The sequence below is a fragment of the Paenibacillus sp. LPE1-1-1.1 genome (assembly GCF_040676435.1).
Lineage (GTDB): Bacteria > Bacillota > Bacilli > Paenibacillales > Paenibacillaceae > Pristimantibacillus.
The window spans coordinates 625,934-650,917 of sequence record NZ_JBEGHY010000034.1; the positions used below are offsets into that span (position 1 = coordinate 625,934).

Below are 24,984 nucleotides of genomic sequence, written 5' to 3' on the forward strand. Positions count from 1 at the left end.
AATGGATGGTTAGGGGTGGAGCCGAGATGGCAATCAAACGGGCGAGACTTATTTATAACCCGACTTCGGGAAGAGAAGAAATGAAAAAGCGTCTGCCTGATATTCTTCAGCGGCTCGAGCAGGGCGGCATCGAAACGAGCTGTCACGCGACGATCGGCGAAGGAGATGCAACGCTGGCGGCAGCGGAAGCGGCGGATCGCGGCTATGATATGATCATTGCGGCGGGCGGCGACGGAACGCTTTATGAGGTAATTAACGGTCTCACAAGCAAGGAAAACCGGCCTCCGCTGGGCATACTGCCGGTGGGCACGACCAATGATTTTGCGCGGGCGATGGGCATCCCGAAACACTGGGAGTACGCAGTCGACCTGATTATTCAACAATACAGCCGGCCGATTGATGTCGGGAAGGCGAATGAGCGTTATTTTATCAACATTGCCGGGGGCGGCTCCATGACGGAGCTGACGTACGATGTGCCGAGCAAGCTGAAGACGATGATAGGCCAGCTGGCTTATTATATGAAGGGCATGGAGAAAATGACCCGCCTTCGTCCAACCGAGCTGACCTTTCAAGCTGCCGGCGTTGGCGAGTTCCACGATGAATTCATGATGTTCCTCATCTGCAACAGCAACTCGGTCGGCGGCTTCGAGCGGTTAGCGCCGGACTCTAAGCTGGATGACGGCTTATTGGATGTGCTGCTTATCCGCAAATGTAACCTGCCAGAGTTTATTAAGCTGGTTACGCTGGCGCTGCGCGGCGAGCATTTGAACGATCCGCATGTGATTCATTTCCGGACGGATGAGCTGAAAGTAACGACGCCGGATTACGTGCAGATCAACCTCGACGGCGAATATGGCGGCGTGCTGCCATGCACGTTCTCGGTACTGCCATCGCATTTGCGGATTTTCGCGGATGAGACCGGAGAATCGACTTACCGTTAAATACGGATGAATGTTGGAATTAGGGAATAATGGATAGCTATAAGCATGCAACAGCATTGAAGATAGAGCGGAGAGAGTTTATGAACAAAGGCAGAAGCAGGGGCGGCAAAGGGAGATCGCGCGGCGCAGCGGGTACGAATGCGGCGGCGGTTCCGGTAGATGCGCCTTTTCAGAAAAATGAAGAAGTCACTGTCGATATAATCGGCTTGACGCATGACGGAGAAGGGGTAGGCCGCGCTGACGGCTTTACCCTTTTTATACAGGGGGCGCTTCCCGGTGAACGGGTGCGCGCCAAGGTGATGAAGGTGAAGAAGCAGTACGGCTATGCGAGACTTGAGGAGCTGCTGCTGAAGAGTCCTACCCGCATTGAACCGCCTTGCGATATCTATAAGGAGTGCGGCGGCTGCCAGCTGCAGCACTTTGATTATCCGGCGCAGCTGGAGTGGAAGCGGCAGCATGTCGTGGACAATTTGATGCGGATCGGGAAGCTGGGCGTTGCCGGTGAAGGAAGTCTTGCAGATGGGAAGAACGCTTCTGAGGGAATCATCGTTCATCCGACGGTTGGCATGGACGAGCCTTGGCGATACCGGAACAAAGCTTCGGTACCCATTGGTACAAGCGCGCATGACGGGCAATTGATTGCGGGCTTCTACGCCCGCGGCAGCCACCGGATCATTGACATGGACGATTGCCTCATCGAGCATGAGCATAACGACGAAGTGATTCGCGTCGTGAAGCGGATCGGCCGGGAGCTGGGCGCATCGCCTTACGATGAAGAATCGGGCCGCGGCGTGCTGCGCCATGTTATGGCGCGGACGGGTGTCGTGACAGGCGAAATCATGGTTGTACTGGTGACGAACGGCAAGAAGCTGCCTCAGTCGGAGCAATGGGTGAAGCGTATCCGCGAGGAGCTGCCCGGCGTGAAGAGCATCGTTCAGAACGTTAACGAGCGGAACACGAACGTTATTTTCGGCGATGAGACGCTTGTTCTTTGGGGCAGCGAGGTCATCTATGACGAGCTCGACGGCATCCGCTTCGCGATCTCGGCGAGATCATTTTATCAAGTCAATCCGATGCAGACGGTTGAGCTTTACCGCAAAGCCGTGGAATATGCCGGATTGACGGGTGCGGAAACCGTAATTGATGCCTACTGCGGCATCGGCACCATATCGTTGTTCCTCGCTCGGCAGGCTGGACGCGTCTATGGCGTGGAAATTGTACCGGAAGCCATTGAAGATGCGGCTCGCAATGCGGCGTTGAACGGCATTACCAATGCTTCTTTTGAGGCAGGGCCGGCCGAAGTTGTCATTCCGCGCTGGCGCAAGGAAGGCATTACGGCGGATGTGATCGTCGTTGATCCGCCTCGCAAAGGCTGCGATCCCGCATTGCTTGAGACGATTCTGGCGATGCAGCCGGAAAGAGTCGTTTACGTGAGCTGCAATCCTTCTACACTGGCAAGAGACCTGCGCGTGCTTGAGGACGGCGGATACCGGACGGCTGAGGTTGTGCCTGTGGATATGTTCCCTTGGACGGTTCATGTGGAGAGCGTGGTCTGGTTAACTCGTGAGGGTTAATACAGAGAGCTAAAAACCTGATATCTGTTGGGTTTTGTAATTCAATATAAGTCAAAATGACGCTAGGAAGAGTTGATCCTAAGCGTCATTTTTTTGTCCTGAAATCTGATTGGTAAACAAGGATTCAAACTTAACGGCAGCTGATTAATCGGCCGAACAGAGAACATGACCGCATCAGATGTTTGCATTAAGCCATTACTTGTTTTCCTAGCTTTTAATTTTGCAGTTGACAATATTAAGACGGAGTAATAAAATGAGAAAAAAATGTGTAACCGATTACACAACATGAATCATAATCTGCTGCAGATAAAGAGGTGCTAAATTGACGAAGCCGAAAATTACAGTAATAGGAAGCATGAATATAGATATGGTGACAGAAACAGATATCATGCCGAATCAAGGCGAGACGATTTTTGGTAGCGTTTTCTCTAGCTTCACTGGTGGGAAAGGAGCTAATCAAGCCGTAGCTTGTGCACGTCTTGGGGCACAAGTGACGATGATCGGCTGTGTTGGCGAAGATCACTTCGCAAAGCAGCTCATGGAGGATTTGGAGAAGGAAGGCATCGATACGACCAATGTGAAAACGGTTCCACATATCTCGACAGGGATAGCGACGATCACCCTATGCGACAATGATAATCGAATCATTGTTATCCCCGGGGCAAACCATTCCCTGCATCCAAACGATATTTTGGACTTGAAGGAAATCATTGCAAACTCGGATATGGTCTTGCTTCAGCAGGAGATTCCATTCGATACAGTGGAGACAGCCATAAGGCTCGCTAATGAGCTGGACATTCCAGTTTTGTTGAATCCTGCTCCCGCGATTAAGCTGCCTAAAGAGCTGCTTGAGCAGGTTCATATGATTACGCCGAATGAATTCGAGCTTGCCATATTGTTAGGCGTTGACGACAAGCAGGAACGAACTTACGAGCAGCTGCTTGACCTGTATCCGCATCGTATCGTGATGACCGGCGGCAGCAAGGGAGCATTTTACAAAACGGCGGGCAGCGAGATCATACATGAGCAGGGGAGAACAGTAGAGGCGGTGGATACCACCGGTGCAGGAGATACTTTCAACGGCGCACTGGCAGTGAAGCTAAGTGAGGGGGCGTCGCTGGATGAGGCGGTTAAGTTCGCAGTCGCTGCCAGCGCACTATCAGTCACGAAGCTTGGTGCACAGAGCGGAATGCCTTTACGGCCTGATGTCGAACGTTTTATGGAAACGCAATCTTAATATTTAACTTCGAGAGGACTTACAGATGAAAAGAAACGGCATATTAAACAGTGAGATAGCAGCAGTAATTGCCAGAATGGGCCACACCGACTGTATCGTAATTGGTGATTGCGGGCTGCCGATTCCTGATTCGGTTAAACGAATCGATTTGGCTGTAAAGCCTGGCCTACCGTCTTACCTTGATACGTTAGAAGCGGTGCTTGCCGATATGGAGGTTGAATCAGCCATCATCGCCACTGAAATGACGGAACAAAATGTTCCGGTCTATGACAGCACAAAGATGCTGCTGAACGGCATTCCGATCAAGCAAGTATCGCATGAGGAGCTTAAAAGACTAACCTTACAAGCGAAAGCGGTGATTCGTACGGGCGAAGCAACGCCATACGCGAACATCATTCTGCAATCAGGCGTTTTTTTCAAATAAAGGCGCTGTTCAGCAAAGGGGTGGCAACAATGGAGTTTCTAATTGATATGACTGGCATTCATAAATCCTTTTCCTCTGTACAAGTTTTGAAGGACGCCGCATTTCAGCTCAAGCCAGGCGAAATTCACGCACTGATGGGGGAGAATGGCGCAGGCAAATCAACATTGATGAAAATTTTGACAGGCGTGTACAAGGCCGACTCTGGCTCAGTTAAGGTCAAGGGGCAGGAAGTGATGTTCACGGACCCGAGGCAAGCTGAGGATATGGGCGTTGCGATCATTCATCAGGAGCTGAACATTATTCCGAAGCTGTCTGTTTCCGAAAACATGTTTCTCGGAAGACAGCTAACCTATGGCAAATCCGGAATTGTACGCGATAAGGAAATGAAACGCAAGACGCGTGAATATTTACAGCGTCTGGGTGTTGAGCTTGATCCAGATGTTGAGGCGGATACATTGTCTATCGGACAGCAGCAAATGATCGAGATTGCGAAAGCGCTGTCTAAAAATGCCGAGGTTCTTATTATGGATGAGCCGACCGCGGCACTGACGGATCGCGAAATCGAGGCTTTGTTTAAAATAATGGATCAACTGCGGCGCGAAGGCGTAGGCATTGTCTACATCTCACATCGGATGGAGGAAATCTTTCGGATGTGTGACCGTATATCTGTTCTGCGTGACGGAGCTTTTCTCGGAACGGAGAAGATAGCCGAAACGACGGTTGAGCATATCGTTCGATTAATGGTCGGCCGCGAGATTGGCGAACGTTATCCGGAGCGCAGGAGCAAAATTGGAGCAGAGCGGCTTCGCGTAGAGAATTTAAGCGACGGCAGGAAGCTAAGCGGTATAAGCTTCTCCGCAGCAGCCGGAGAAATTGTCGGCATTGCCGGACTTATGGGAGCAGGCCGGACGGAAATTGTACGTATGCTGTTCGGGGCCGACAAGAAAAGGCAGGGTAAAATCTTTATTGACGGCCAGGAGGTTGCAATCAACAGCCCGGCGCGAGCTATCGAAGCGGGAATCGTGTTCGTGACGGAAGACCGCAAGCATCAGGGATTAGTGCTCGGCATGTCTGTCCGTGAAAATCTATCCTTAACCAATTATAAGCGTATTGCTAGCTCTGGCGTGATTTCTGCCAAAAAGGATAACGAGCTGTCGGATAAAATGATTAAGCGGTTTAATATTAGAACGCGTGATCCTGAGCAGACCGTTAAATCGTTAAGCGGAGGCAATCAGCAGAAGGTTGCCATCGGCAAATGGTTAGGCGAGCTGCCGAAAGTGTTCATTATGGACGAGCCGACAAGAGGGGTAGACGTCGGGGCAAAAAAGGAAATTTACAGCATGATGAACGAGCTTAGCGAGCAGGGCGTCACGATTATTATGGTTTCATCCGATTTGCCCGAAGTTTTAGGAGTAAGCGACCGCGTTATTGTCGTTCATGAGGGACGCATCTCCTCTATTTTGGACAAGGCGCAAATGAATCAGGAAACAATCATGCATGCGGCGACAGGAGGAAGCGGCAATGGCCATTGACAAAAAACAACGATCATCTACTTTGCAGAAGCTGGGTCCGCTCATCGGACTTCTTATTATTACCGTCATTTTAATTATAGCTAGCCCAAATTTCTTGACCGTAAACAATATATTAAACGTGTTCCGCCAAGTTTCCATTAATGCTTTAATCGCTTTTGGCATGACCTTTGTCATTTTGACCGGGGGCATCGATCTATCCGTAGGCGCAACGCTGGCACTATCTGGAGCGTTGACCGCAGGGCTGTTGAACGGCGGAATGGACCCATTAACCGCTATAATCATTGGACTTGTTGCCGGTGGAGTTATGGGAGCGATTAATGGTCTTCTGATTACGAAGACAAAAATTGCGCCATTTATCGCGACGCTGGCGACGATGACCATATACCGGGGCTTAGCACTCGTCTATACGGATGGCAGGCCTATAACTGGATTTGAAAGCGAATTATTCACATTAGTTGGCGGAGGTTACTTTTTTGGAGTACCTGTTCCGGTTATTATTACAATCATTATTTTTGCCGTATTATTTTTTATATTGCGCAAAACGACTTTCGGCAGAAATATATACGCAATCGGAGGCAATGAAGAGGCTTCGCTGCTTTCAGGCATTAAGACCGGACGCTTTAAGATTTATGTATATGCCTTGACAGGACTGCTGTCGTCGCTTGCGGGAATCATTCTTACGTCTCGCCTGAACTCCGCGCAGGCAAATGCCGGTACGGGCTATGAACTGGATGCTATTGCAGCTGTCGTGCTGGGCGGTACTAGCTTATCCGGCGGCAAAGGATGGATCGTGGGCACGCTGGTGGGAGCGCTCATTATCGGCGTTTTGAACAACGGTTTGAATCTCCTTGGTGTCTCATCGTTTTATCAGCAGGTGGTTAAAGGGATGGTTATTCTGTTGGCGGTATTGCTTGATCGCAAGAAAGCCAATAGCTAAATCATATAATTCAAACAAAGAAAAGGTGGTTGCAACATGAAAAAGACAACAAAACTAGTAAGCATCGGTATGATTACAGCACTGCTCCTTGCAGGCTGTTCAACAACGGCTCCAGGCTCAGGAAACAAAGAAGCTGAACAATCCGGAGCCAAAACAGAGGGCATAAAGATCGGACTTGCCGTATCGACGCAAAGCAATCCATTTTTCGTTACCTTGAAAGAAGGCGCCCAGACAGCTGCTGCGGCTGGATCGGCTGAGTTGATTACCGTTGACGCGCAGGATGATGCCGCTAAGCAAGCGTCCTCGATCGAGGATTTAATTCAACAAAAGGTAGATGTCATTATTATTAACCCTACAGATTCGGCAGCGATCGTTCCCGCAGTGGAATCCGCTAACGCAGCAGGCATTCCCGTTATTACGGTCGATCGTACGTCCGACGGCGGAAAAGTAACGACGCATATCGCTTCCGACAACAAGGCTGGCGGCGTGCTTGCTGCGAAGTTTCTCGCTGAGCAGCTTGGCGGAACAGGCAAGGTTGTCGAACTAGAAGGTATTCCGGGCTCTTCTGCAGCTCGCGAGCGCGGTGCGGGCTTCAATGAAGAAATCGCCAAATCGAGCGGTATCCAAATAGCGGCCAAACAGCCTGCCGATTTTGATCGGGCTAAAGGTTTGACTGTTATGGAAAATATTTTGCAAGGAAACAAGGACATTAAAGCCGTTTTCGCTCATAATGATGAAATGGCGCTTGGCGCTCTCAAGGCGATTGAAGCAGCAGGCGCAGCTGGTATCCTTGTCGTCGGCTTCGATGCGACTGATGATGCTGTAAAGGAAGTATTCGCAGGAAAATTGAGCGCGACTGTAGCGCAAAAACCTGATATGATGGGTATTTTAGCAGTACAAACCGCTATAAAAATTGCCAAAGGCGAAACGGTTGAGGAATCGATTCCTGTTGAGCTTGAGCTCATTACGAAAGATTCCGCTAAATAGTAACGAGCAGCTTTAAGCCAAACAAGTGTATTTACGTTCCCGCGAGCGTAAACACACTTGTTTTTATCAAAAGCCAAGCTGAATCGCGAAAGGATTTTACTATTAATGACTACAATTAAAGATGTTAGCAAACTAGCTGGCGTGTCCGTCGCCACCATATCCCGACTGCTAAATCAAAGTGGCTATGTCAGCAAGGAAGCAGAAATCGCAGTTATGGCAGCGATACAAAAACTGAATTATAAGCCTAACAATATTGCAAGAAGCTTGGCAGGCAAAAAAACAGCTGCCGTTGCTTTAATGGTGCCAGATATTTTAAATCCCTTTTTCCCCGAAATAGCCCGCGCAGCCGAGGATGCGGCAGCGGCTCACGGTTTCACGCTTGTGCTATGCAATACGGACAATAATCCGGACAAAGAAAAGAAGTATATCGAAACACTTGTCAACAAACAGATAGACGGCATTATTATTTCATCTTATACCGTACTGCCTGAGCAAATCATTGCCTTACAGGACCGAGACATACCGATTGTAGCTATCGATAAATCTTTTTCCGACTATCCCATCCTTTCGGTCACTGCAGCGAACCGTAAGGGCGGTAAAATGGCAGTTGAGCATCTTCTGTCTGTCGGGTGTCGCAAGATTGCGCATATTTCTGGCCCTACGCCTGTGCATCCATCCAGGGAGAGAACGCTTGCCTATGAAGAAGTGTGCAGAGATTTGCCTTGGTTTATGCCAAGTCTGATCGGTTATGGGAACTTCAGCGTTGCAGGGGGCTATCAAGCAATGAAGGAAATTTATAAGCTGCATCCTGATGTGGATGGTGTATTTGCAGGCAATGATTTGATGGCATCTGGAGCGTTAAAGGCGTTAATAGAGATGGGAGTCAAGGTCCCGGAGCAAGTGAAGCTAATCGGCTTCGACGGCATTCGAATGGACATGGTTTACCCTGAAATTACGACCATCTCGCAACAAATTTATTCGATCGGCAAAACCGCAATGGATTATTTGATCCGTTTAATCAACAATGAACCAATCGAGCGTAAAAATTACGAGTTTGATGTGGAACTGCTGCGAAAGGCTACAACATAGCGCCTCGGGCTGTCCCCTACATCTGAGTTAAAATCAAAGGCTGTTCTTAGGAATGAAAATCAAGGTTCACCGATAAATTCGACTTGTTGGCCTATTTGTATATCGAACACAAGCCTAGCCCTTATCGATAAGAGGGTTAGGCTTTTTTTTGTTGTAACGGGTTTGCTTCGGTAAATGTACGTTTTGCGATATCAAGTTAAAAATCGAATATATACGCCATCCAGCCATGTACCTATAATTTGAAGTGTACCAACCAATGTACAGAAAAGGGGTAAACTATGAGTCGATATTCGAAGGTTGCAAGGTTATTAACGCTTTCGATTGCAATTGGACTACTAACGACATTAGCCGCTTGTACGAACAGTAACAATCAAAACTCGGCAAGTCCGTCAAGCTCAGCTAATAGTCCATCTGCATCGGAAACCGGTAATGCGGCAGAGTCGTCGAAAGGATGGAATCAGAAGTTCGACCCTCCGGTTACAATTACGACTGCTATCGTAGATGATGGCACTTCGAGGGGGAATGCGTTCAAGCCCGGAGAGTCTATGGAAGACAACGTGAATCTCCGTTGGATGAAAGAGAATATGGGGATCAACGTGAAATTCGATTTTATTGTAACAAAGCCGGAAGATTACGATACGAAACTTCGCCTCCTGCTTTCCAGCGGCGGCAAGCTGCCTGATGCATTCGCGGCAGGGGGCGATCCGTTGCAAAGCTTGCTCTCGGCCAATAAACTGATGCCTCTGGACGAAGCCATCGAGCAATACGCGCATCCCGAGTATAAGAAGATGTTGGAGACGTATAGTTACGCACTGGGCGAAGTCAAGAAAGACGGCAAGATTTACGGTTTACCAGCTTTCTTCATGGGCGACGAAGGCACTGTAATGTGGATCCGCAAAGATTGGCTTGACAATCTGGGTCTGGAGCCACCCGCAACGTTGGACGAATTCGAAAACGTTCTCAAGCAATTCACAGAGAACGACCCCGATAAAAACGGACAGAACGATACGATCGGTTTGGCCGTGCCGCTTAAAGAAGGGCCTTGGACATGGATGGGTCAGACAGACGCGATCGTAGGCGCACTCACCGATCAAATGATCAATACTTACGACGTGCGCTTGTTCTGGAACAAGGGTGCAGACGGCAAGTTGAGCTACGGCGCGATCCATCCGGACGCCAAACTGTATTTGCAAAAAATGAGGGATTGGATGAGCACAGGCTACATGGATAAAGAAGCCGGAATCAAGGATCCGGCGAAAGCCTCCGAATTGGCAGCCAGCGGTAAGGCCGGTATTATGTTCGGGCCGTTCTGGATGGGTGATTGGCCGCTCGGAGACGCCACCAAGAACAATCCGGATGCCGATTTCCAGCCATATCCGCTTCCAGCCGGTGCGGACGGAGAGGCGAGACGCGCCGAGAAGCCATTGGCCCAGGGCTTCACGGTATTCAACAAAGACTTCGAAAATATCGAAGCCTGGTTCGCGTACTTTAACAAAATATTCGCGAAGAAATTGGAGATGGAAGGTGATCCGTACTTCGATCCGCGTTGGAAAGACGGATTCTACGAAGGGTACGATTACGTGAAATTGGACGGCAAAATCATCAAGAGCAACTACGAAGCCGCAGGTGTCCCGGCAGACCAATGGCCGCTGAAAGACGGCGCCACTATAGATATGAGATTCATGATGACGAATATTCTCGGCAACTATACGAGTATTCCGCACTCCAACGTTGCAGCGGTCAAGAAGTTTTTGGCCGATCCAGACGCCGAGCCCTTAACGTCGATGGAAATCGACGTCAAGCAAATGAAGAAGAGACAGCTTGACGCCGCGGGCGTTCGGATTAACCAAAACATCACCGAAGGCAAAAACTATTTTACCGGTCCGATGACGCCGACGATGAAATCCAAAGGCGAATTGCTGAAGAAACTCGCTACAGAAAGCTATCTCAAAATCATTTACGGAGAAAAACCGATCGAGTACTTCGACGAATTCGTAAAACAATGGCTGGATAACGGCGGCCAGAAGATTACGGATGAAGTCAACGAATGGTACGCGAAAAACCAATAATGATCGCGGATTGCAATTGAAGTAATAATAAATTGAAGACGGAGGAGAGGGCAGCCTTGGCTCGCTCCTCCTCTATTTTTCAGAGGATAGGAAGTGTGCGTAATGGCAGCGTATTGGCGAAAAACCTGGCCGTTTCATGTGCTATTGTTGCCGGCTTTAGCATTGTGCATCGTGTTTCAATATATTCCTTTGTTCGGGGCCGTCATTGCCTTCCAAGACTATGAACCATGGCTTGGGATCAAAAATTCGCCTTGGGTAGGCTTAGATCATTTCAGGTACCTGTTCACGTATCCGGACGGCAAGCAGGTCATTTGGAATACGTTAATCATTTCCGGGTTCAAATTGTTCGTGAACTTAATTATCCCGGTCGTTTTCGCTCTGTTGCTCAATGAAGTCCGTAAAACGTATTTTAAGAGAGTCGTGCAGACGCTTGTCTATTTGCCACACTTTTTGTCGTGGGTGATTCTGGGCGGCATATTGATCGATATTCTGTCAACGGAGGGCGGAATCGTCAATCGTATTCTGAATTCGTTCGACATCCCGAGCATCTTTTTCTTAGGTGACGGCGAGTGGTTCCGGTTTACGGTCGTTCTAAGCGACGTGTGGAAAGAATTCGGGTTTTCCGCGATTATATTTCTGGCAACGCTGGTGGGAATCAATCCGGCTTTGTACGAAGCAGCCGAAATCGACGGGGCTTCCCGTTGGCAGCAAGTTATATCGATCTCCGTTCCTCTTATCATGCCGATCATCATCGTTGTAGCGACGTTGTCGCTCGGTCGGATTCTGGATGCCGGATTCGATCAAATTCTAAATTTATATAACCCTTTGGTATATTCGCATGGAGATATCATCGATACGTTTGTCTATCGGGAAGGATTGAACAACGGACAGTTCAGCTTCGGTACGGCGATCGGACTCTTCAAATCGGCGATCGGCTTCGTCTTGATCGTGATCAGTTACAGAATGGCTTTCAAGTTAGCTAATTACCGGATATTTTAAGGAGGACGACTATGCGCTATCGCTCTAGAGGGTACACCGTATTTACATTCTCGAACACGATCTTTCTTACCTTGCTATCGCTGATTTGCATTCTTCCTCTTCTTCACGTACTTGCGTTGTCTTTCAGCTCACGGGCTGCGGCAACAGCGAATATCGTCAACTTCTGGCCGGTCGGCTTTACGACGGATGCCTATGTGAAGACGCTCGGCAACGCGAATTTCATCCGGTCTTTGTGGATCGGAGTAGAGCGGACCGTGTTAGGCACGGTGTTGTCGATGGTTGTCGTTACGATGGCAGCATACAGTTTGTCGAAAACCAATCATAAATTCCAGGGGCGTCAAATTTACATTTGGATTTTCGTCTTTACGATGTTGTTCTCGGGAGGGCTGATTCCCTCTTATATATTGGTAAGCAAGTTGCACTTGATCGATACCATATGGGCATTGGTCGTGCCTTCGGCGGTCAGCGTATGGAATATGATTTTGATGCTCAATTTCTTCCGGACGATTCCTCAGGATTTGGAAGAGGCCGCTCATATCGATGGAGCCGGCCATTTGAGAGTGCTTTGGAGTGTTTATTTGCCCGTATCGATGCCGTCCATTGCGACGTTGTCTTTGTTTACGATGGTTTTCCATTGGAATTCATGGTTTGACGGCGTGATCTATATGTCTAATCCGGATGGGTATCCTCTTGCTACTTATTTACACTCCATGATTGTAAGTGACAATTTATCAAGGGTTGGTGTAACATTGGAAAGTATAGAGAATTTTTCTAATCGTACCGTTAAATCAGCTCAAATTTTTATCGGGGCATTGCCTATTTTGCTTGTCTATCCATTCTTGCAAAAGTATTTCGTTAAAGGAATCGTACTTGGCTCGGTGAAGTCCTAGAGGGATTACGGCCTGCATCCAAAATAGGATTGAATCGGGTGAGCTTGAATGTTTAAAATCAGACGCGGAACAGCCGGCAAAATGAATATTTTCACGAAAGTCATGATCGTGATCGTCCTGATGCTTATCCCGATTATCGTTATGTATAATTCTTCGAATAAGACCAGCACGGACGTTGTCGAACAAGAGCTGCTTCAGATCAACTTGAATCGGATCCGATTTTTCGTGGAGCAGATGGACGTCGAGGCGAATCGGTTATGGAGAGCCGCCTTCGTCGTCGCAACCGACCCGGATGCGTTGCAGCTGCAGCTCATGCCTTCCTCCAAACCCGACTATTCCCTATTGGCATCGAAGAGACTTCTGCTGCAGAAGCTCGATATGCAGTCGACCTCTTTCGAATGGGTGAACGATTTTACCGTATATTCTCCGCAATCGGATGTCGTCGTTTCTACGAATTTGAAGCAAACTTACGATGCGGATTACTTCAGGAATGCGAGTCAGGAACGTTGGGATTATCGCGTAATCGTGACGGACCGGGGACCGGAGAAAGCGTTCGTGCGAGATTTGATTACGCCTTTCGAGCAGCTTTCCAAACAGGGAGATCCGAATTTGTATGTCGAAGTCACGTTTACTTCGAATAATCTTGTGAAAATGCTCGAAAGGTTTATGCAAGGCAGTGTCGGACAGCCGTTCCTCTACCATCCGGACTTTGAACCGATCATGCCGCGGGAGCTCGATCCCGGGTTGATTGGCGCCATGGCGGAGCAATTCGCTATCATCAAAGCGCAGAATCCGACCGAAGGGGCTGTCAAAATCACCTTTCGGAATGAACCGTATCTTGTGAATTACGTTACCTCAACCACTCTGGGATGGTATTTGGTCGATTTCCAGCCGATGAAAAAGGTGCTTGCGCCCATCAATCACAGCAAGCGGATGTTTTATGCCGCGGGTTTGCTGTTGCTGTTGATGGGAATCGCCTCCGCGGGCTTGCTGTACCGCAACGTGCAGAAACCGATAAACGATCTGATCCGGGCGGTGAGATCGCTCCGGCGGGGCGCGTACGATCATCGGATCAAGCGCGGACCCCACAATGAATTCCATTATTTGATCGAGCAGTTTAACCTGATGTCCGAAGATATTCAGACGCTGATCGATAAGGTGTATGCGGAACAGCTTCACGCCAAAGAATCCTCACTCAAGCACTTGCAAGCGCAGATCAACCCGCACTTTCTATATAATAACTTCGCCTTTATTCAAAGCATGGCGCAGCTGGAACGGACGAAAGTGATCGTCGCTTTCACGCAGCACCTGAGCCAATACTACCGTTATACGACCCGGACGGAACAACAACTGACTTCATTGGCCGAAGAAATGGAATTGATTCGCAATTACTTGGAAATCCATCGGATGCAGTCCGAGCGCCTGCATTTTCATGAACATATCGAAGAAGGAATGATGTCTATTCTTATGCCAAGGCTGCTGTTTCAGCCGCTGGTCGAGAATGCGATCGTACACGGTATGGAGGGCAAGATAGGGAAGTTCGAAGTCGTCATAACGGGCAAAATGTCCGAGGACGGTTGGGAACTCATCATAGAAGACAATGGCGCCTTGATGCATCAAGATGCTTTAGAATCTTTAAGATATTCCTTATCATTGCAGGCGAGCGGGGATAGCAGCCTTGGGCTGCGAAACGTTCATCAGCGTCTAAGGCATTACTTCGGACAATCCTCAGGGCTTTTGATCGAACATTCATATCTAGGCGGGCTTCGCGTGGGGTTGAAGATTAAGGACGGAGGTGATTCCGATATTGGAAGTTCTGATCGTAGATGATATCCCCTCTCAAGTTGACAGTTTCGCTGCTACGATTCCGAAGGACGAACTTGGTATTGGCCGTATTCATAAAGCCTACTCCGGTAAAGAAGCTTTAAAGCTCTATCAGGAACAAAACATCCACATCGTCATCACAGATATCCGGATGCCGGAGATGAGCGGAATCGAGCTGATTCGGGAAATCCGCGAAATGGGGCGTCAAGTCAAAATTATCGTTATTTCGGGGTATGCGGATTTCGAATATGCAAAAAGCGTAGTCCCGTATAATACATCCGGCTACTTGATGAAACCGGTTAACCCGGATCAGATGCGGGAGACGCTAGGTAAATTAGCCGAAGAAATCGCTTGCGAGATGAAGCTGCAACAACAGCAACAACGCGACGTATACGCATTTCGGGAAAATTTGCCCGCTCTGCAGGGCGAGCTGCTGAATCGTCTGCTGTACGGTAACGGCATCCCGGGCGCGGAGTTGGAACGAAAGCTTTTCCTGTTAAACTTACCGTTCTCCCTGCAGCAGAAAGTAGGTTTGTTCATCGTTCGGCTTGAGGGTAGGCTTCAAGAATACGAAAAAATGGATAAAGAGCTTATTGAATACGCGGTTATGAATATGGCGGAGGAATTGTTTCGGGACGCCTTTCATTTGTGGTTCTGCCGCGATCATAACGAATACCTCGTCTTTATCGTTTCGGCCAAAGAGAGAACCGACGAGAACGGGCAGACCCTTCAAAATGCGATGGACGTCCGGGCGGCAGCGCTAAAGAAAAAGGCGGAGTCCCTCTTGAGCGGCCACGTTTCCATCGTACTGGCCGAAAACTGGAGGTACTTTCCCGAAAGCGTTCCCGAAATGTATCGATCGGTAATCGATGGAATGAGGGGGATTGAAGAGACGCGGCAAGGTGCATTTTTAAGGATCGCGGGAAATCTCGCTCAGGATCAGATCGGAACGCTGACGTCGCTGTATCGACCTCCCCTCCTGATTCATTTGCTCGATACGGGGAACTGGATACATGCAGAGGAAAAACTAATCGAAATTTTCGCTGAACTGAAAAGCGTGAACCATCCTCCCGAGCATGCCAATGAAGCCTATTTCGCCATTGCTAACGCCTATCAGTATATAGCGCACAAGAAAGGAAAGTTACTTAGCGAGTTCGGCGAGTCCTCCTTCGGGCTCATGCCGGCCGCTCCTTCGCTTAAGCAGTTAGAGAAGTGGGCATTCTTCATGCTCCGAAGTCTTAGAGAGCAATCGGAAGACTCATCCGAGAAGCAGTCATGTTTAGCCGACAAGGTTCATAACTACATCGTCGAGAACATGAACGACAAATTATCGCTGCAGACGATCGCAGCGCACATCGGTCTTCATCCCGCCTACTTGTCGAGAGCGTATCGTGCAGAAACGGGAAACAATCTGAGCGATTATATCCTTCGATATCGGATGGAATTAGCTTTGGATTTGCTGCGCAGCAGCGACAAAAAAATTTACGAGATCGCCCAAATCGTCGGTTATCAGGCAGTGCCGCATTTTATTAAGCTGTTTAAGTCCTTTACGTACATGACCCCGCAAGAATTTCGCGATCGAACGGGGTTGTCCTAAGGGCTTCAACACGATGCATGTAGAGAGCGTGGTCTGGTTAACTCGTGAGAAGTAAAGCATCAAGAGAGGAGTCAAAGAATCTATCATAGATTCCTTGACTCCTCTCTGATTTAATTTCAATTCGGTCGATAAGACGACTAAAAGTTTTTGTGTTAGTTTTTCTTTAAATACTACTATTTGTCATCATGGAACACCCTTCTTCATCGCTTATTTCGTATCTGCTGCGTCTCATAGGTTCAGTTGTGCATACGGATCAAGAAGGAATAGGAATAACCTTGCGGAAGGAAGATTAGGATTGGGAACCCCTATTAGTGACGTAGATTGGGTAGAAAAAAATGAAATAATGGATGAATTATTACATCGTGAAGATACCTTAACCACATATGCAATGACTCATGGATTCGAAGCAGAGGTCATGAAGATAAGCTCAAATGACGAGAGTTTTGTTTTGAAAGTATGGAACAAGAGCTCTAAACCAGATATTCGTTTTCAATTCCGATTATTGAATGTCCTTTTTGAACGGGGAGTATCGGTCTCTAAGCCAGTGGGCTGGGGGAAAAATGCAAACGCAGATCAGGTGTTGTTAACAACCTTTGACGGAACGCCAATTCATAAAGTGGATAAAAAGAAAATGACGGAACTTGCGAACATATTATCAACAATCCATCAAATTCACTTGGACGATTTTGGTGATATCCAGCTTCCAAAGTACGATTTCATGGACTACTTTTTTCCCGGAGCAAGAGAACATGAAGACCTATATGATGTTTTAGCTTCTCTTGTTCAAATGATCCCGATAAAGCAAGAATGCATGATTCATGGTGATTTTCATTTAGGAAATATAGTGGAGGAAAATGGCCGTTACACCGTCATCGATTGGACGAACGGTCAATTAGGGGACCGTAGATATGATTTTGCATGGTCATTTACCCTGAAAAAAATATACATCTCGGAGCGATATGCCGAAGTGTTTCGTTCCGCTTATCTGTTGGAAAATGATATTAACCGGGAAGATCTTGAAGTTTTCGAAGCCCTCGCTTGTCTTAGGTGGATCTTGCTGAACAGAAGAGGCGGGACACCCAAAGGTCCTAATACAATGAATAGGATCAAAAGTATAATCAAAAACAATCGCTTCCTGAAAAAAGTTGGAGTTTAAAGATAAACCAGTTCCAATAAAATTAAAGTATTAATCTGAGTCCTGGAAAAATACGGATTGACAGAAATGTAAGATGGTGATAAATTCATACTCAAGTAAACCTTACAATACATATGAATTTACTTGGATATATTCGACCGGATAACCGGAGATTGCCTGTGGGCAGCTCCGGTTATTTTTTTTTTGTATTCGCGCGCCTGCCACAGGGGTAACCGGTGCTCGTGCAATCCGGCTCCCCGGAGACGGGCAAGTTGAAACGCTGATAACGACTCTGGGACAATATTAACCCAACACATCTTACTGATGGAATGAGGCAAACAAATGAGTATAACAAAAAAACAGGTCCATTTAAACGTGTTCTTTAGGGCTGCCGGGCACCATGCGGCGGCTTGGCGGCATCCGAATACGACGCCTGAACGAAGCTTTGAATTCGATTATTACAAGAAACTGGCTTTGACCGCCGAGAGAGGCCTGCTCGATTCCCTATTCATGGCGGACGGATATGTCGGAACAGGGCGCAGATTGGAGCCGTTCACGCTGCTCTCGGCATTGTCCTCGGTAACGTCGAATATCGGATTAATCGGTACGGTCGGAACGACGTATAACGAGCCGTTTCATGTAGCCCGGAAGTTTGCTTCGCTCGACCGGATCAGCGGCGGGCGTTCAGGCTGGAACATCGTGACGGGACATACGGATGCTACCGCGTTCAATTTTGGCAAGGATTCGCACCTGGAGCATTCGGAGCGCTACAGATGGGCGGAAGAATTCGTTGAAGTAACGAAGAAGCTGTGGGACAGCTGGGAGGAAGAGGCGCTCGTATTTGATAAGCAGGCCGGTATCCAGTTCGATGAGAGCAAGCTGCATGAGATCAACTATGGGGGAGAGGTGTATAAGGTAAAAGGCCCATTAAATATCCCAAGGCCTCCGCAGGGTTACCCTGTTCTCGTTCAGGCGGGTTCTTCCGAAAGCGGCAGGGAGCTTGCCGCCAGAACGGCTGAGGTGATTTTCACCGCGCAGCCTACATTGGGAGAAGGGCAAGCCTTTTATGCGGATGTGAAAGGAAGGCTTGCTAAATATGGACGATTGTCTCATCAGCTGCTGATTTTGCCCGGCTTCAGTCCGATTATCGGGGACACGCCGGCGGAAGCGCGTGAGCTGGAGGATGAGCTGAATGCCTTCCACAATGTGCACGATGCCGTCGGGAAGCTTTCGGAGCGAATCGGGATAGACCTGACGGGTTATCCGCTTGACGGTCCGGTACCGCCGATTATTGATCCCAAAGGCATTGACACCGTCAACGGAAGCAAAAGCCGTCATCAGCTTATCATTGACTTACTGCGCAGCGACCCCAACCTGACTCTACGCCAAGTTGTGAACCGGTTGGCCGCCGCGCGCGGTCACCTCACCTTTACAGGAACTCCGATTCAGGTTGCCGATGTCATAGAAGAGTGGGTGAACACGAATGCGGCAGACGGCTTTAATTTGATGCCGCCAATCTATCCGAGCGGATTGGATGACTTTGTCGATAAGGTTGTGCCGGAGCTGCAGAACCGGGGCATATTCCGTACGGCATACGAGGGAAACACATTAAGGGAAAACTTGGGCCTTGCCTATCCCGCCAATCCATTCAAAGCGGATCTTGCCTCTGTGCAGTAAGTCCGAGGTGAACCGATTTGAGAATTAACACGATTATTGCCGTTGCATTCAGCTTTCAGCTCATGATGAATCTTACAAGGCCGCTCGTTACTTTATACGGAATCAGCTTGGGAACCGATGCCTTCGGAATCGGCATGATTACGGCTGCTTATGCGTTATTCCCACTGCTTTTCGCTATCCGGATCGGCAAGGTTGCCGACGCGATTGGCGACCGCGCCCCGGTCCGGATCGGAGTGGCGGGCATGATGGCGGGTACAGCGCTGCCTTTTCTGTACCCGGCCATTTGGGCTTTGTATGTGTCGCAAGCCTTAATTGGCGTCTCGCATATCTTTATAAGCATTTCTTTGCAAAATCTAATCGGGAACATGTCCAATTCCCAAAACCGCGATCATCATTTCGGTTTGTTCAGCATGGCCGTAGCGCTTTCGGGCATTGCCGGACCCGTGCTCGGCGGCTTGCTGGCGGATTACAGCTCCTTTGGCTTTGCTTTTGGCATGGCTTCGGTGGCCGGACTGGTGCCGATGGCTTTTTCAATGCTGCTCCCGAATGTTAAACGCAAAAAAAAGCAGCAGGAGGATGGTGACAAAGGTTCTGCGCTGGAGCTGCTGCGGATACCTCTGCTGCGCAAAGCGCTCGCCTCAAGCGCACTGGTTTTGTACTCGCGTGATGTGTATGTCGCTTATTTCCCGTTGTTTGCCAGCGCATGGGGAATGTCTGCTTCGACGATCGGCTGGATTATAGGGGTACAGGGCTTGGCGATGGTTTTGGTTCGGCTGTTTCTTGCCCGGCTGACGTCACGCTTTGGCAGGGAGCCTATTCTTTGGGCGTCTATCGTGCTTGCGGGGGTATCCTTCCTGCTGGTCCCCTTGACGACGAATACGCTTCTTTGCGGCTTATTAAGCGCCTTAATGGGAGCCGGGTTAGGCTGCGGACAGCCGCTGTCTATGACGACAACGTATAACGCTTCCCCGAAGCACCGAACCGGCGAGGTTCTAGGGCTGCGAATGGCTTCGAACCGGCTGTCCCAAATGGTGGCTCCGTTGTTTTTCGGCTTAGTGGGCGCGTGGACGGGAATGGTCGCGATTTTTTATGTAAGCGGGGCGTTCCTAATCGGAGGAGCTTTTCTGACAACCGGCTCATCAAGAAAGCGGCCGGCTGCCTCCGTTAATGATTCATAATCGATAACGTTTGGAGGAAAATGACATGAGTAAACAAGAACGCAAGCTGCATCTTAACGCTTTTATTTCGGGAACGGGGCATCATGAAGCGGCCTGGCGCTATCCGGACAGCACGCCGGAGCTGGGGCTCGATATTCGCCATTATCAGAAGATCGCCAAAATCGCGGAACGCGGCCTGCTGGACTCGCTTTTCGTAGCCGATGGTTATTCCGGCCGTTCGTCCGGCAAACTGGAGCCGTTCACTCAACTGTCGGCGCTGGCTGCCGTAACGGAGCATATCGGATTAATCGCCACGGTCGGAACGACCTATTACGAGCCCTTTCACGTTGCCCGCAAGTTCGCTTCCCTTGATCATATAAGCAGCGGGCGAGCCGGCTGGAACATTGTGACGACCGGAACCGAGTCGACGGCGTTTAATTTCGGCCTGGACGCGCATCCGGAACATTCGCTGCGCTATGAATACGCGGAGGAGTTCGTCGAGCTGACCAAGCAGCTGTGGGACAGCTGGGAGGATGACGCGATTAAATACGATAAGGCGGGCGGCATTCAGGTGGACGACAGCAAGGTCCATGAGATCAACTTTAAGGGACAATATTATTCGGTAAAAGGACCGCTGAACATTCCCCGTCCTCCTCAAGGTTATCCGGTGCTTGTGCAAGCGGGGTCCTCGGAGACAGGCAAGGAGCTGGCGGCCAAAACGGCCGAGGTCGTATTTACCGCGCAGCAAACGCTGGAAGAGGCCGGGGCCTTCTATAGCGATGTGAAATCAAGGCTGGCGAAATACGGGCGGACGCCGGACCAGCTTCATATCCTTCCGGGCTTAAGCCCGATCATCGCGGATACGGAAGCGGAAGCCCGGGAAATCGAGGAGGAACTGAACGGGTTCATTAATCTGGAGTCGGCTGTCAAAAGACTGTCGGACCGCGTTGGCATTGATTTATCCGCCTATCCGATCGACGGACCGCTGCCGATCGACGATTTGCCGGGCGTGGATGCCATTAACGGGCGCAAAGGCCGGTATCAGCTCGTGGTGGATCTTGCCTTACGCGAGAATCTGACGATTCGCGAATTGACGCGGCGGTTGGCCGGCGCCCGTGGCCATATAACGTTTACCGGAACGCCGATCCAACTGGCGGATCTCATTGAACGGTGGTTCAAAAACGGCGGAGCGGACGGCTTTAACGTGATGCCGCAGCTCTATCCGAGCGGCCTTACGGCATTCGTGGACAAGGTGGTGCCGGAGCTGCAAAACCGCGGGCTGTTCCGCACGGCGTATGAAGGAAAAACGCTGCGCGAGAATCTTGGGCTGGCCCGTCCGGCCAACACCCGCTATCAAACGAAGGCCGTATTATAAGACCACATATATTTATTCGGGGGAGAGATTACATTCATGAAGAAGCTGACACTAGGTGTGACGATTTTATTACTAATGGCTCTAATGACGGCATGCGCCGGGAGCGGCGGTAGCGGAGGGGATAACGGCGGCGTCTCGCAAGGCGGTTCTCAAGATCCGACTAACGCTGCGTCTCCTTCAGCAGAAACGGCCGATTTCAAAAAACTGGGCGACGAGCCGCTTACGCTGACTTTTTTCAATACGAGCGGAACATTTCCTGACGTCGAATTCCAGACGCTGATTGCCGATCCGATCAAGAAAAAGTATCCGAACGTAACGATTGAGCGAATTACGCCTGCAGCTACGACAACGAATGAAGAAGTGCTGTCCACGCATGTGCCGGACATTATTTATTCCTCCTCTTCATCGCATCAGAAAATTATCCGGACAGGCGCCTATGAGGATTTGCGGGAGCTGATCAAGCGCCACAACTTCGATGAAAGCCGCATCAAGCCCATTTTGTACGACTATATCAAGGAAATGACAAAAGGCAAAGGGGATCAGATTTATGCGATTCCTTTTAACGCCAATCAACATGTGCTCTATTACAATAAGGATATCTTTGATAAATTCGGCGTTGAGTATCCGACCGAAAAGCAGCTGACGTGGGATGAGGTGCTGGAGATTGCGGCTAAGCTGACCCGCACCGAGAACGGCGTTCAATATGTCGGTTTGTCCGTAGATAACCTGACGGGTCTTGCGAAAGGTTTAGGCCTTCCTTACTTGGACCGTGAGACGGGGAATGCCGCGCTCGACACGCCGGAATGGCTACGCATTTTCGAACTGAACAAACGTATATTCGAAATTCCGGGCTACGTTACGCCTGAGGGAACCTGGAACTGGGGACGCGATCACTTCATGAAGGACCAGACGATCGCGATGCGCGTAACTTGGCTTGCGAATATGGTCGGTCCGCTCGAGGAACTGCGCCAGCAGGGCGTGGAGTTTAATTGGGATATTGCCCCGGCGCCTAACTTTAAAGACCAGCTCGGCAAGACAAGAGAAGCGCAAATCCACTCGCTGTCGGTTAACAGCCAGAGCAAGCACAAGGACGAGGCATTCCAGGTAATTGCCGAAATTCTGTCTGATGAGGGCCAGCGCGTATTAGCCCGAAACGGCCGGGTTCCCGCCATCATTAATCCGGAGCTGGAGAAGGAATACGGACTTGATATTCCGGTGCTGCAAGGAAAATCGGTGCAAAACGTATTTATCGGCGAACCGCTGCAGGAACACTATATCCACCCTTATGAGCTTGATATCTCAACAAGGCTGACGGAAGCTGCAGAGGATTTGGCGGTAGGCGGGCTCGACGTTAACTCCGCGATCCGGAAAGCGACCGATGTGATCAATAAAGACGTCGAGACGCTCAGGACGACGCTTGGCCAACAATAAAATAGATTGGAGCAAAGCAAAGGGAAGGCTTAATGCCTATCCCTTTGTTTTGATGTGTATGCGGAATAATAATGGTCATATTTGATTCTTGCATTTTATAGTTTTTCCATAAACAATACTTTTGCAGTGGTTTCGCTAAGGGCTAAGGATTCCGGTTCTATAACGGACTCCTTTTTGCTATGTTGTAACTTTAACTACGCCCATCTAAATTCAGCATGTTTAAGTTTGTTTCTTCAAGCGAAGGTATAAGGAATTTATGATCGATAGGCGATGACATCACGATTAGAATCGTATAGGTCCCGTATTTATCACATTGGTTTCCGAACTCCTCGAGGGCTCGTGTGGAGTCGGTTATTACTTTCAATAAGTAGTTGTGTTCTCCACTTATACGGTAACATTCGACGACATCGGGAGATGAGCGGCAGAAATCAAGGAATGCGTGACAATCCCTTGAATGAAACAACATGTAGGCAGCAGCATGTTTTCCGATTTTATCAGGGGAAATTATGGTGCGATACTCGCTGATGATCCCTTTTTCCTCCATGCGCCTAACTCTTTCCGTAACTGCGGGTTGCGATAAACCGACAGATTTGCCTAGTTCCGTCATAGAAATTCTCGCTTGGCTTTGAAGGTGGAAAAGGATTTGCTTATCAACGTGGTCCATCGAAATCGACTCCTTTAAATTCAAAGTATTCCTTATAAACTAACTTGTAATTAATCGTTACAAGGCTAATTTAACTTAGTTACCTTATGTAATCAGGATAACTTATTTTATATAATAAACTTACAATAGTAAAGTGTTTAAGGCTTTAACTATTCCGAAAGGATGAAGACTGTTGAGTATGTATTCGAACCAAATTAATCCAGAATGTTTACCAGGTCGCATCGATGAAGTAATCGATCGAACGCTTGCCGACAAGCGGTTGGTCGGCGCTGTCATTAAAGTGGCGATAGATGGGGTACCGGTTTATAGCCGCGCTGCCGGTCTTGCCGACCGCGAGCTGAACCGGCTTATGAGAGAAGATGCCTTATTCCGGCTTGCCTCGGTTACCAAACCTATTGTTTCAACGGCTGCCCTAGCACTAGTTGCGCAAGGTCGCCTACAGCTGGAAGACCGCGTTGATCGTTGGCTTCCAGAGTTTCGGCCACGTTTGCAGAACGGCGAGTTCGCGACATTGACGATTCGTCATTTGATGACGCACACCGCGGGTCTGTCTTACCGATTCTTTCAAGAAGAGAATGGTTCCTATCAGCGAGCAGGGGTATCGGATGGCATGGATCAGCCCGGCATCACGTTGGAAGAGAACCTGCGTCGCCTAGCCTCTATACCGCTCCTCTATACGCCAGGCACCGAGTGGAAATATTCCATCGCGACAGATGTGCTGGGAGCAGTAATTGCAAAGGTCACAGAAACACCGCTCAACGAGGCTATACATTCGCTGGTGACAAAGCCGCTTGGCATGAGCGACACCGGTTTTATTGCAGCTGATCCAGAGCGACTGGCCACTTCCTATGCCAATGATGTTCCAGAGCCACGGCCTATACATGATCCGGACAGCATTGCCTTTTTGGAGGGTACGGCGGGCTTCCTGCTTTCCCCTGGCCGAGCACTTGACGGCACTGCCTATCCTTCCGGGGGAGCTGGCATGGTCGGCAGCGCCGGGGACTTTTTGCAACTGCTGGAAACATTACGCAAAGGAGGAGCCCCCCTTCTGCCGGAGTCTATGGTCCGCGAAATGATTACCAACCAGATCGGTGATCTGCCAATGGCCTTTTGGCCAGGGCGAGGCTTCGGGCTAGGTATTACGCTATTGAAGGATCCTATCGCCGCAGACACTCCGGAATCCCCGGGCACATGGCGCATGGGTGGCACCTATGGTCATTCGTGGTTCGTCGATCCTAAGCAACGGCTCAGCGTCGTGGCGTTCACCAATACCGCCCTGGAAGGCATGTCTGGTCAGTTTACTGTTGACCTTTGTGAAGCCATTTATGACAGGATCAAGAAATAGAGAACGAACACAAGAGCCTTGGTCCGGTATGAACCGGCCAAGGCTCTCTGTATAGAAGGGAGTACTTATTTTGTTGCAAATAGAAACTAGATTTTATAAA

General features: G+C 49.3%; 20 protein-coding genes. 19 read left to right on the forward strand and 1 reads right to left on the reverse strand.

Features of this window, described 5'->3' with window-relative positions; genetic code table 11:
- Positions 1 to 32: 32 nt before the first annotated feature.
- The 18 genes from MRBLPE1_RS25900 to MRBLPE1_RS25985 all read left to right on the forward strand — a co-directional run bounded on the left by MRBLPE1_RS25900 (position 33) and on the right by MRBLPE1_RS25985 (position 22,875).
- Positions 33 to 941 carry a diacylglycerol kinase gene (locus MRBLPE1_RS25900; protein WP_364151527.1) on the forward strand — a complete coding sequence of 303 codons (909 nt, stop codon included), beginning with the start codon at positions 33 to 35 and terminating at the stop codon, positions 939 to 941.
- An 80-nt stretch (positions 942 to 1,021) separates the two neighbouring features.
- Positions 1,022 to 2,515, forward strand: coding sequence for a 23S rRNA (uracil(1939)-C(5))-methyltransferase RlmD (gene rlmD, locus MRBLPE1_RS25905; RefSeq protein WP_364151090.1), 1,494 nt, complete (start codon positions 1,022 to 1,024; stop codon positions 2,513 to 2,515).
- Between the two features lie 322 nt (positions 2,516 to 2,837).
- Positions 2,838 to 3,752, forward strand: coding sequence for a ribokinase (rbsK, locus tag MRBLPE1_RS25910; protein WP_364151092.1), 915 nt, complete (start codon positions 2,838 to 2,840; stop codon positions 3,750 to 3,752).
- Between the two features lie 25 nt (positions 3,753 to 3,777).
- On the forward strand, positions 3,778 to 4,176 hold the full coding sequence (gene rbsD / locus MRBLPE1_RS25915) for a D-ribose pyranase (RefSeq protein WP_364151095.1): 399 nt from the start codon (positions 3,778 to 3,780) through the stop codon (positions 4,174 to 4,176).
- Positions 4,177 to 4,205: 29 nt separating this feature from the next.
- Complete coding sequence (locus MRBLPE1_RS25920) at positions 4,206 to 5,708, forward strand: sugar ABC transporter ATP-binding protein (protein ID WP_364151097.1); 1,503 nt, start codon at positions 4,206 to 4,208, stop codon at positions 5,706 to 5,708.
- Positions 5,698 to 6,645 (forward strand): ABC transporter permease, encoded by a 948-nt coding sequence (locus MRBLPE1_RS25925; protein ID WP_364151099.1) that lies wholly within the window; start codon positions 5,698 to 5,700, stop codon positions 6,643 to 6,645. Before MRBLPE1_RS25920 ends, MRBLPE1_RS25925 begins: the two co-directional genes overlap by 11 nt.
- A 36-nt stretch (positions 6,646 to 6,681) precedes the next feature.
- Entirely contained in the window at positions 6,682 to 7,632 is a 951-nt protein-coding gene (locus MRBLPE1_RS25930) for a D-ribose ABC transporter substrate-binding protein (RefSeq protein WP_364151102.1), read from the forward strand.
- A gap of 105 nt (positions 7,633 to 7,737) precedes the next feature.
- Positions 7,738 to 8,721, forward strand: a complete 984-nt coding sequence (locus tag MRBLPE1_RS25935; RefSeq protein WP_364151104.1) for a LacI family DNA-binding transcriptional regulator — start codon at positions 7,738 to 7,740, stop codon at positions 8,719 to 8,721.
- 278 nt (positions 8,722 to 8,999) lie between these two features.
- Complete coding sequence (locus MRBLPE1_RS25940) at positions 9,000 to 10,790, forward strand: extracellular solute-binding protein (RefSeq protein WP_364151107.1); 1,791 nt, start codon at positions 9,000 to 9,002, stop codon at positions 10,788 to 10,790.
- 102 nt (positions 10,791 to 10,892) lie between these two features.
- On the forward strand, positions 10,893 to 11,789 hold the full coding sequence (locus MRBLPE1_RS25945) for an ABC transporter permease (protein WP_364151110.1): 897 nt from the start codon (positions 10,893 to 10,895) through the stop codon (positions 11,787 to 11,789).
- Between the two features lie 11 nt (positions 11,790 to 11,800).
- Complete coding sequence (locus MRBLPE1_RS25950; protein WP_364151113.1) at positions 11,801 to 12,679, forward strand: carbohydrate ABC transporter permease; 879 nt, start codon at positions 11,801 to 11,803, stop codon at positions 12,677 to 12,679.
- Positions 12,680 to 12,727: 48 nt separating this feature from the next.
- Positions 12,728 to 14,509 carry a sensor histidine kinase gene (locus MRBLPE1_RS25955; RefSeq protein WP_364151116.1) on the forward strand — a complete coding sequence of 594 codons (1,782 nt, stop codon included), beginning with the start codon at positions 12,728 to 12,730 and terminating at the stop codon, positions 14,507 to 14,509.
- Complete coding sequence (locus tag MRBLPE1_RS25960; RefSeq protein ID WP_364151118.1) at positions 14,487 to 16,100, forward strand: response regulator transcription factor; 1,614 nt, start codon at positions 14,487 to 14,489, stop codon at positions 16,098 to 16,100. Before MRBLPE1_RS25955 ends, MRBLPE1_RS25960 begins: the two co-directional genes overlap by 23 nt.
- 295 nt (positions 16,101 to 16,395) lie before the next feature.
- Complete coding sequence (locus MRBLPE1_RS25965) at positions 16,396 to 17,256, forward strand: aminoglycoside phosphotransferase family protein (protein WP_364151121.1); 861 nt, start codon at positions 16,396 to 16,398, stop codon at positions 17,254 to 17,256.
- Positions 17,257 to 17,577: 321 nt separating this feature from the next.
- Entirely contained in the window at positions 17,578 to 18,912 is a 1,335-nt protein-coding gene (locus tag MRBLPE1_RS25970) for an LLM class flavin-dependent oxidoreductase (protein WP_364151123.1), read from the forward strand.
- A 17-nt stretch (positions 18,913 to 18,929) separates the two neighbouring features.
- Entirely contained in the window at positions 18,930 to 20,090 is a 1,161-nt protein-coding gene (locus MRBLPE1_RS25975; protein WP_364151126.1) for an MFS transporter, read from the forward strand.
- A 25-nt stretch (positions 20,091 to 20,115) separates the two neighbouring features.
- A complete protein-coding gene (locus MRBLPE1_RS25980) occupies positions 20,116 to 21,444 on the forward strand; it encodes an LLM class flavin-dependent oxidoreductase (RefSeq protein ID WP_364151129.1) in 1,329 nt (442 codons plus the stop codon).
- Positions 21,445 to 21,480: 36 nt separating this feature from the next.
- Positions 21,481 to 22,875 carry an ABC transporter substrate-binding protein gene (locus MRBLPE1_RS25985; protein ID WP_364151131.1) on the forward strand — a complete coding sequence of 465 codons (1,395 nt, stop codon included), beginning with the start codon at positions 21,481 to 21,483 and terminating at the stop codon, positions 22,873 to 22,875.
- Between the two features lie 190 nt (positions 22,876 to 23,065).
- Here the strand turns inward: MRBLPE1_RS25985 and MRBLPE1_RS25990 are convergent, their stop codons facing one another.
- Complete coding sequence (locus MRBLPE1_RS25990; protein WP_364151134.1) at positions 23,066 to 23,539, reverse strand: Lrp/AsnC family transcriptional regulator; 474 nt, start codon at positions 23,537 to 23,539, stop codon at positions 23,066 to 23,068.
- Positions 23,540 to 23,717: 178 nt separating this feature from the next.
- On the opposite strand from MRBLPE1_RS25990, the gene MRBLPE1_RS25995 reads away from it, so the two are divergent.
- Positions 23,718 to 24,884: a serine hydrolase domain-containing protein gene (locus tag MRBLPE1_RS25995; protein WP_364151529.1), complete on the forward strand. Its 1,167-nt coding sequence runs from the start codon at positions 23,718 to 23,720 to the stop codon at positions 24,882 to 24,884.
- The last annotated feature ends 100 nt before the right edge of the window (positions 24,885 to 24,984 follow it).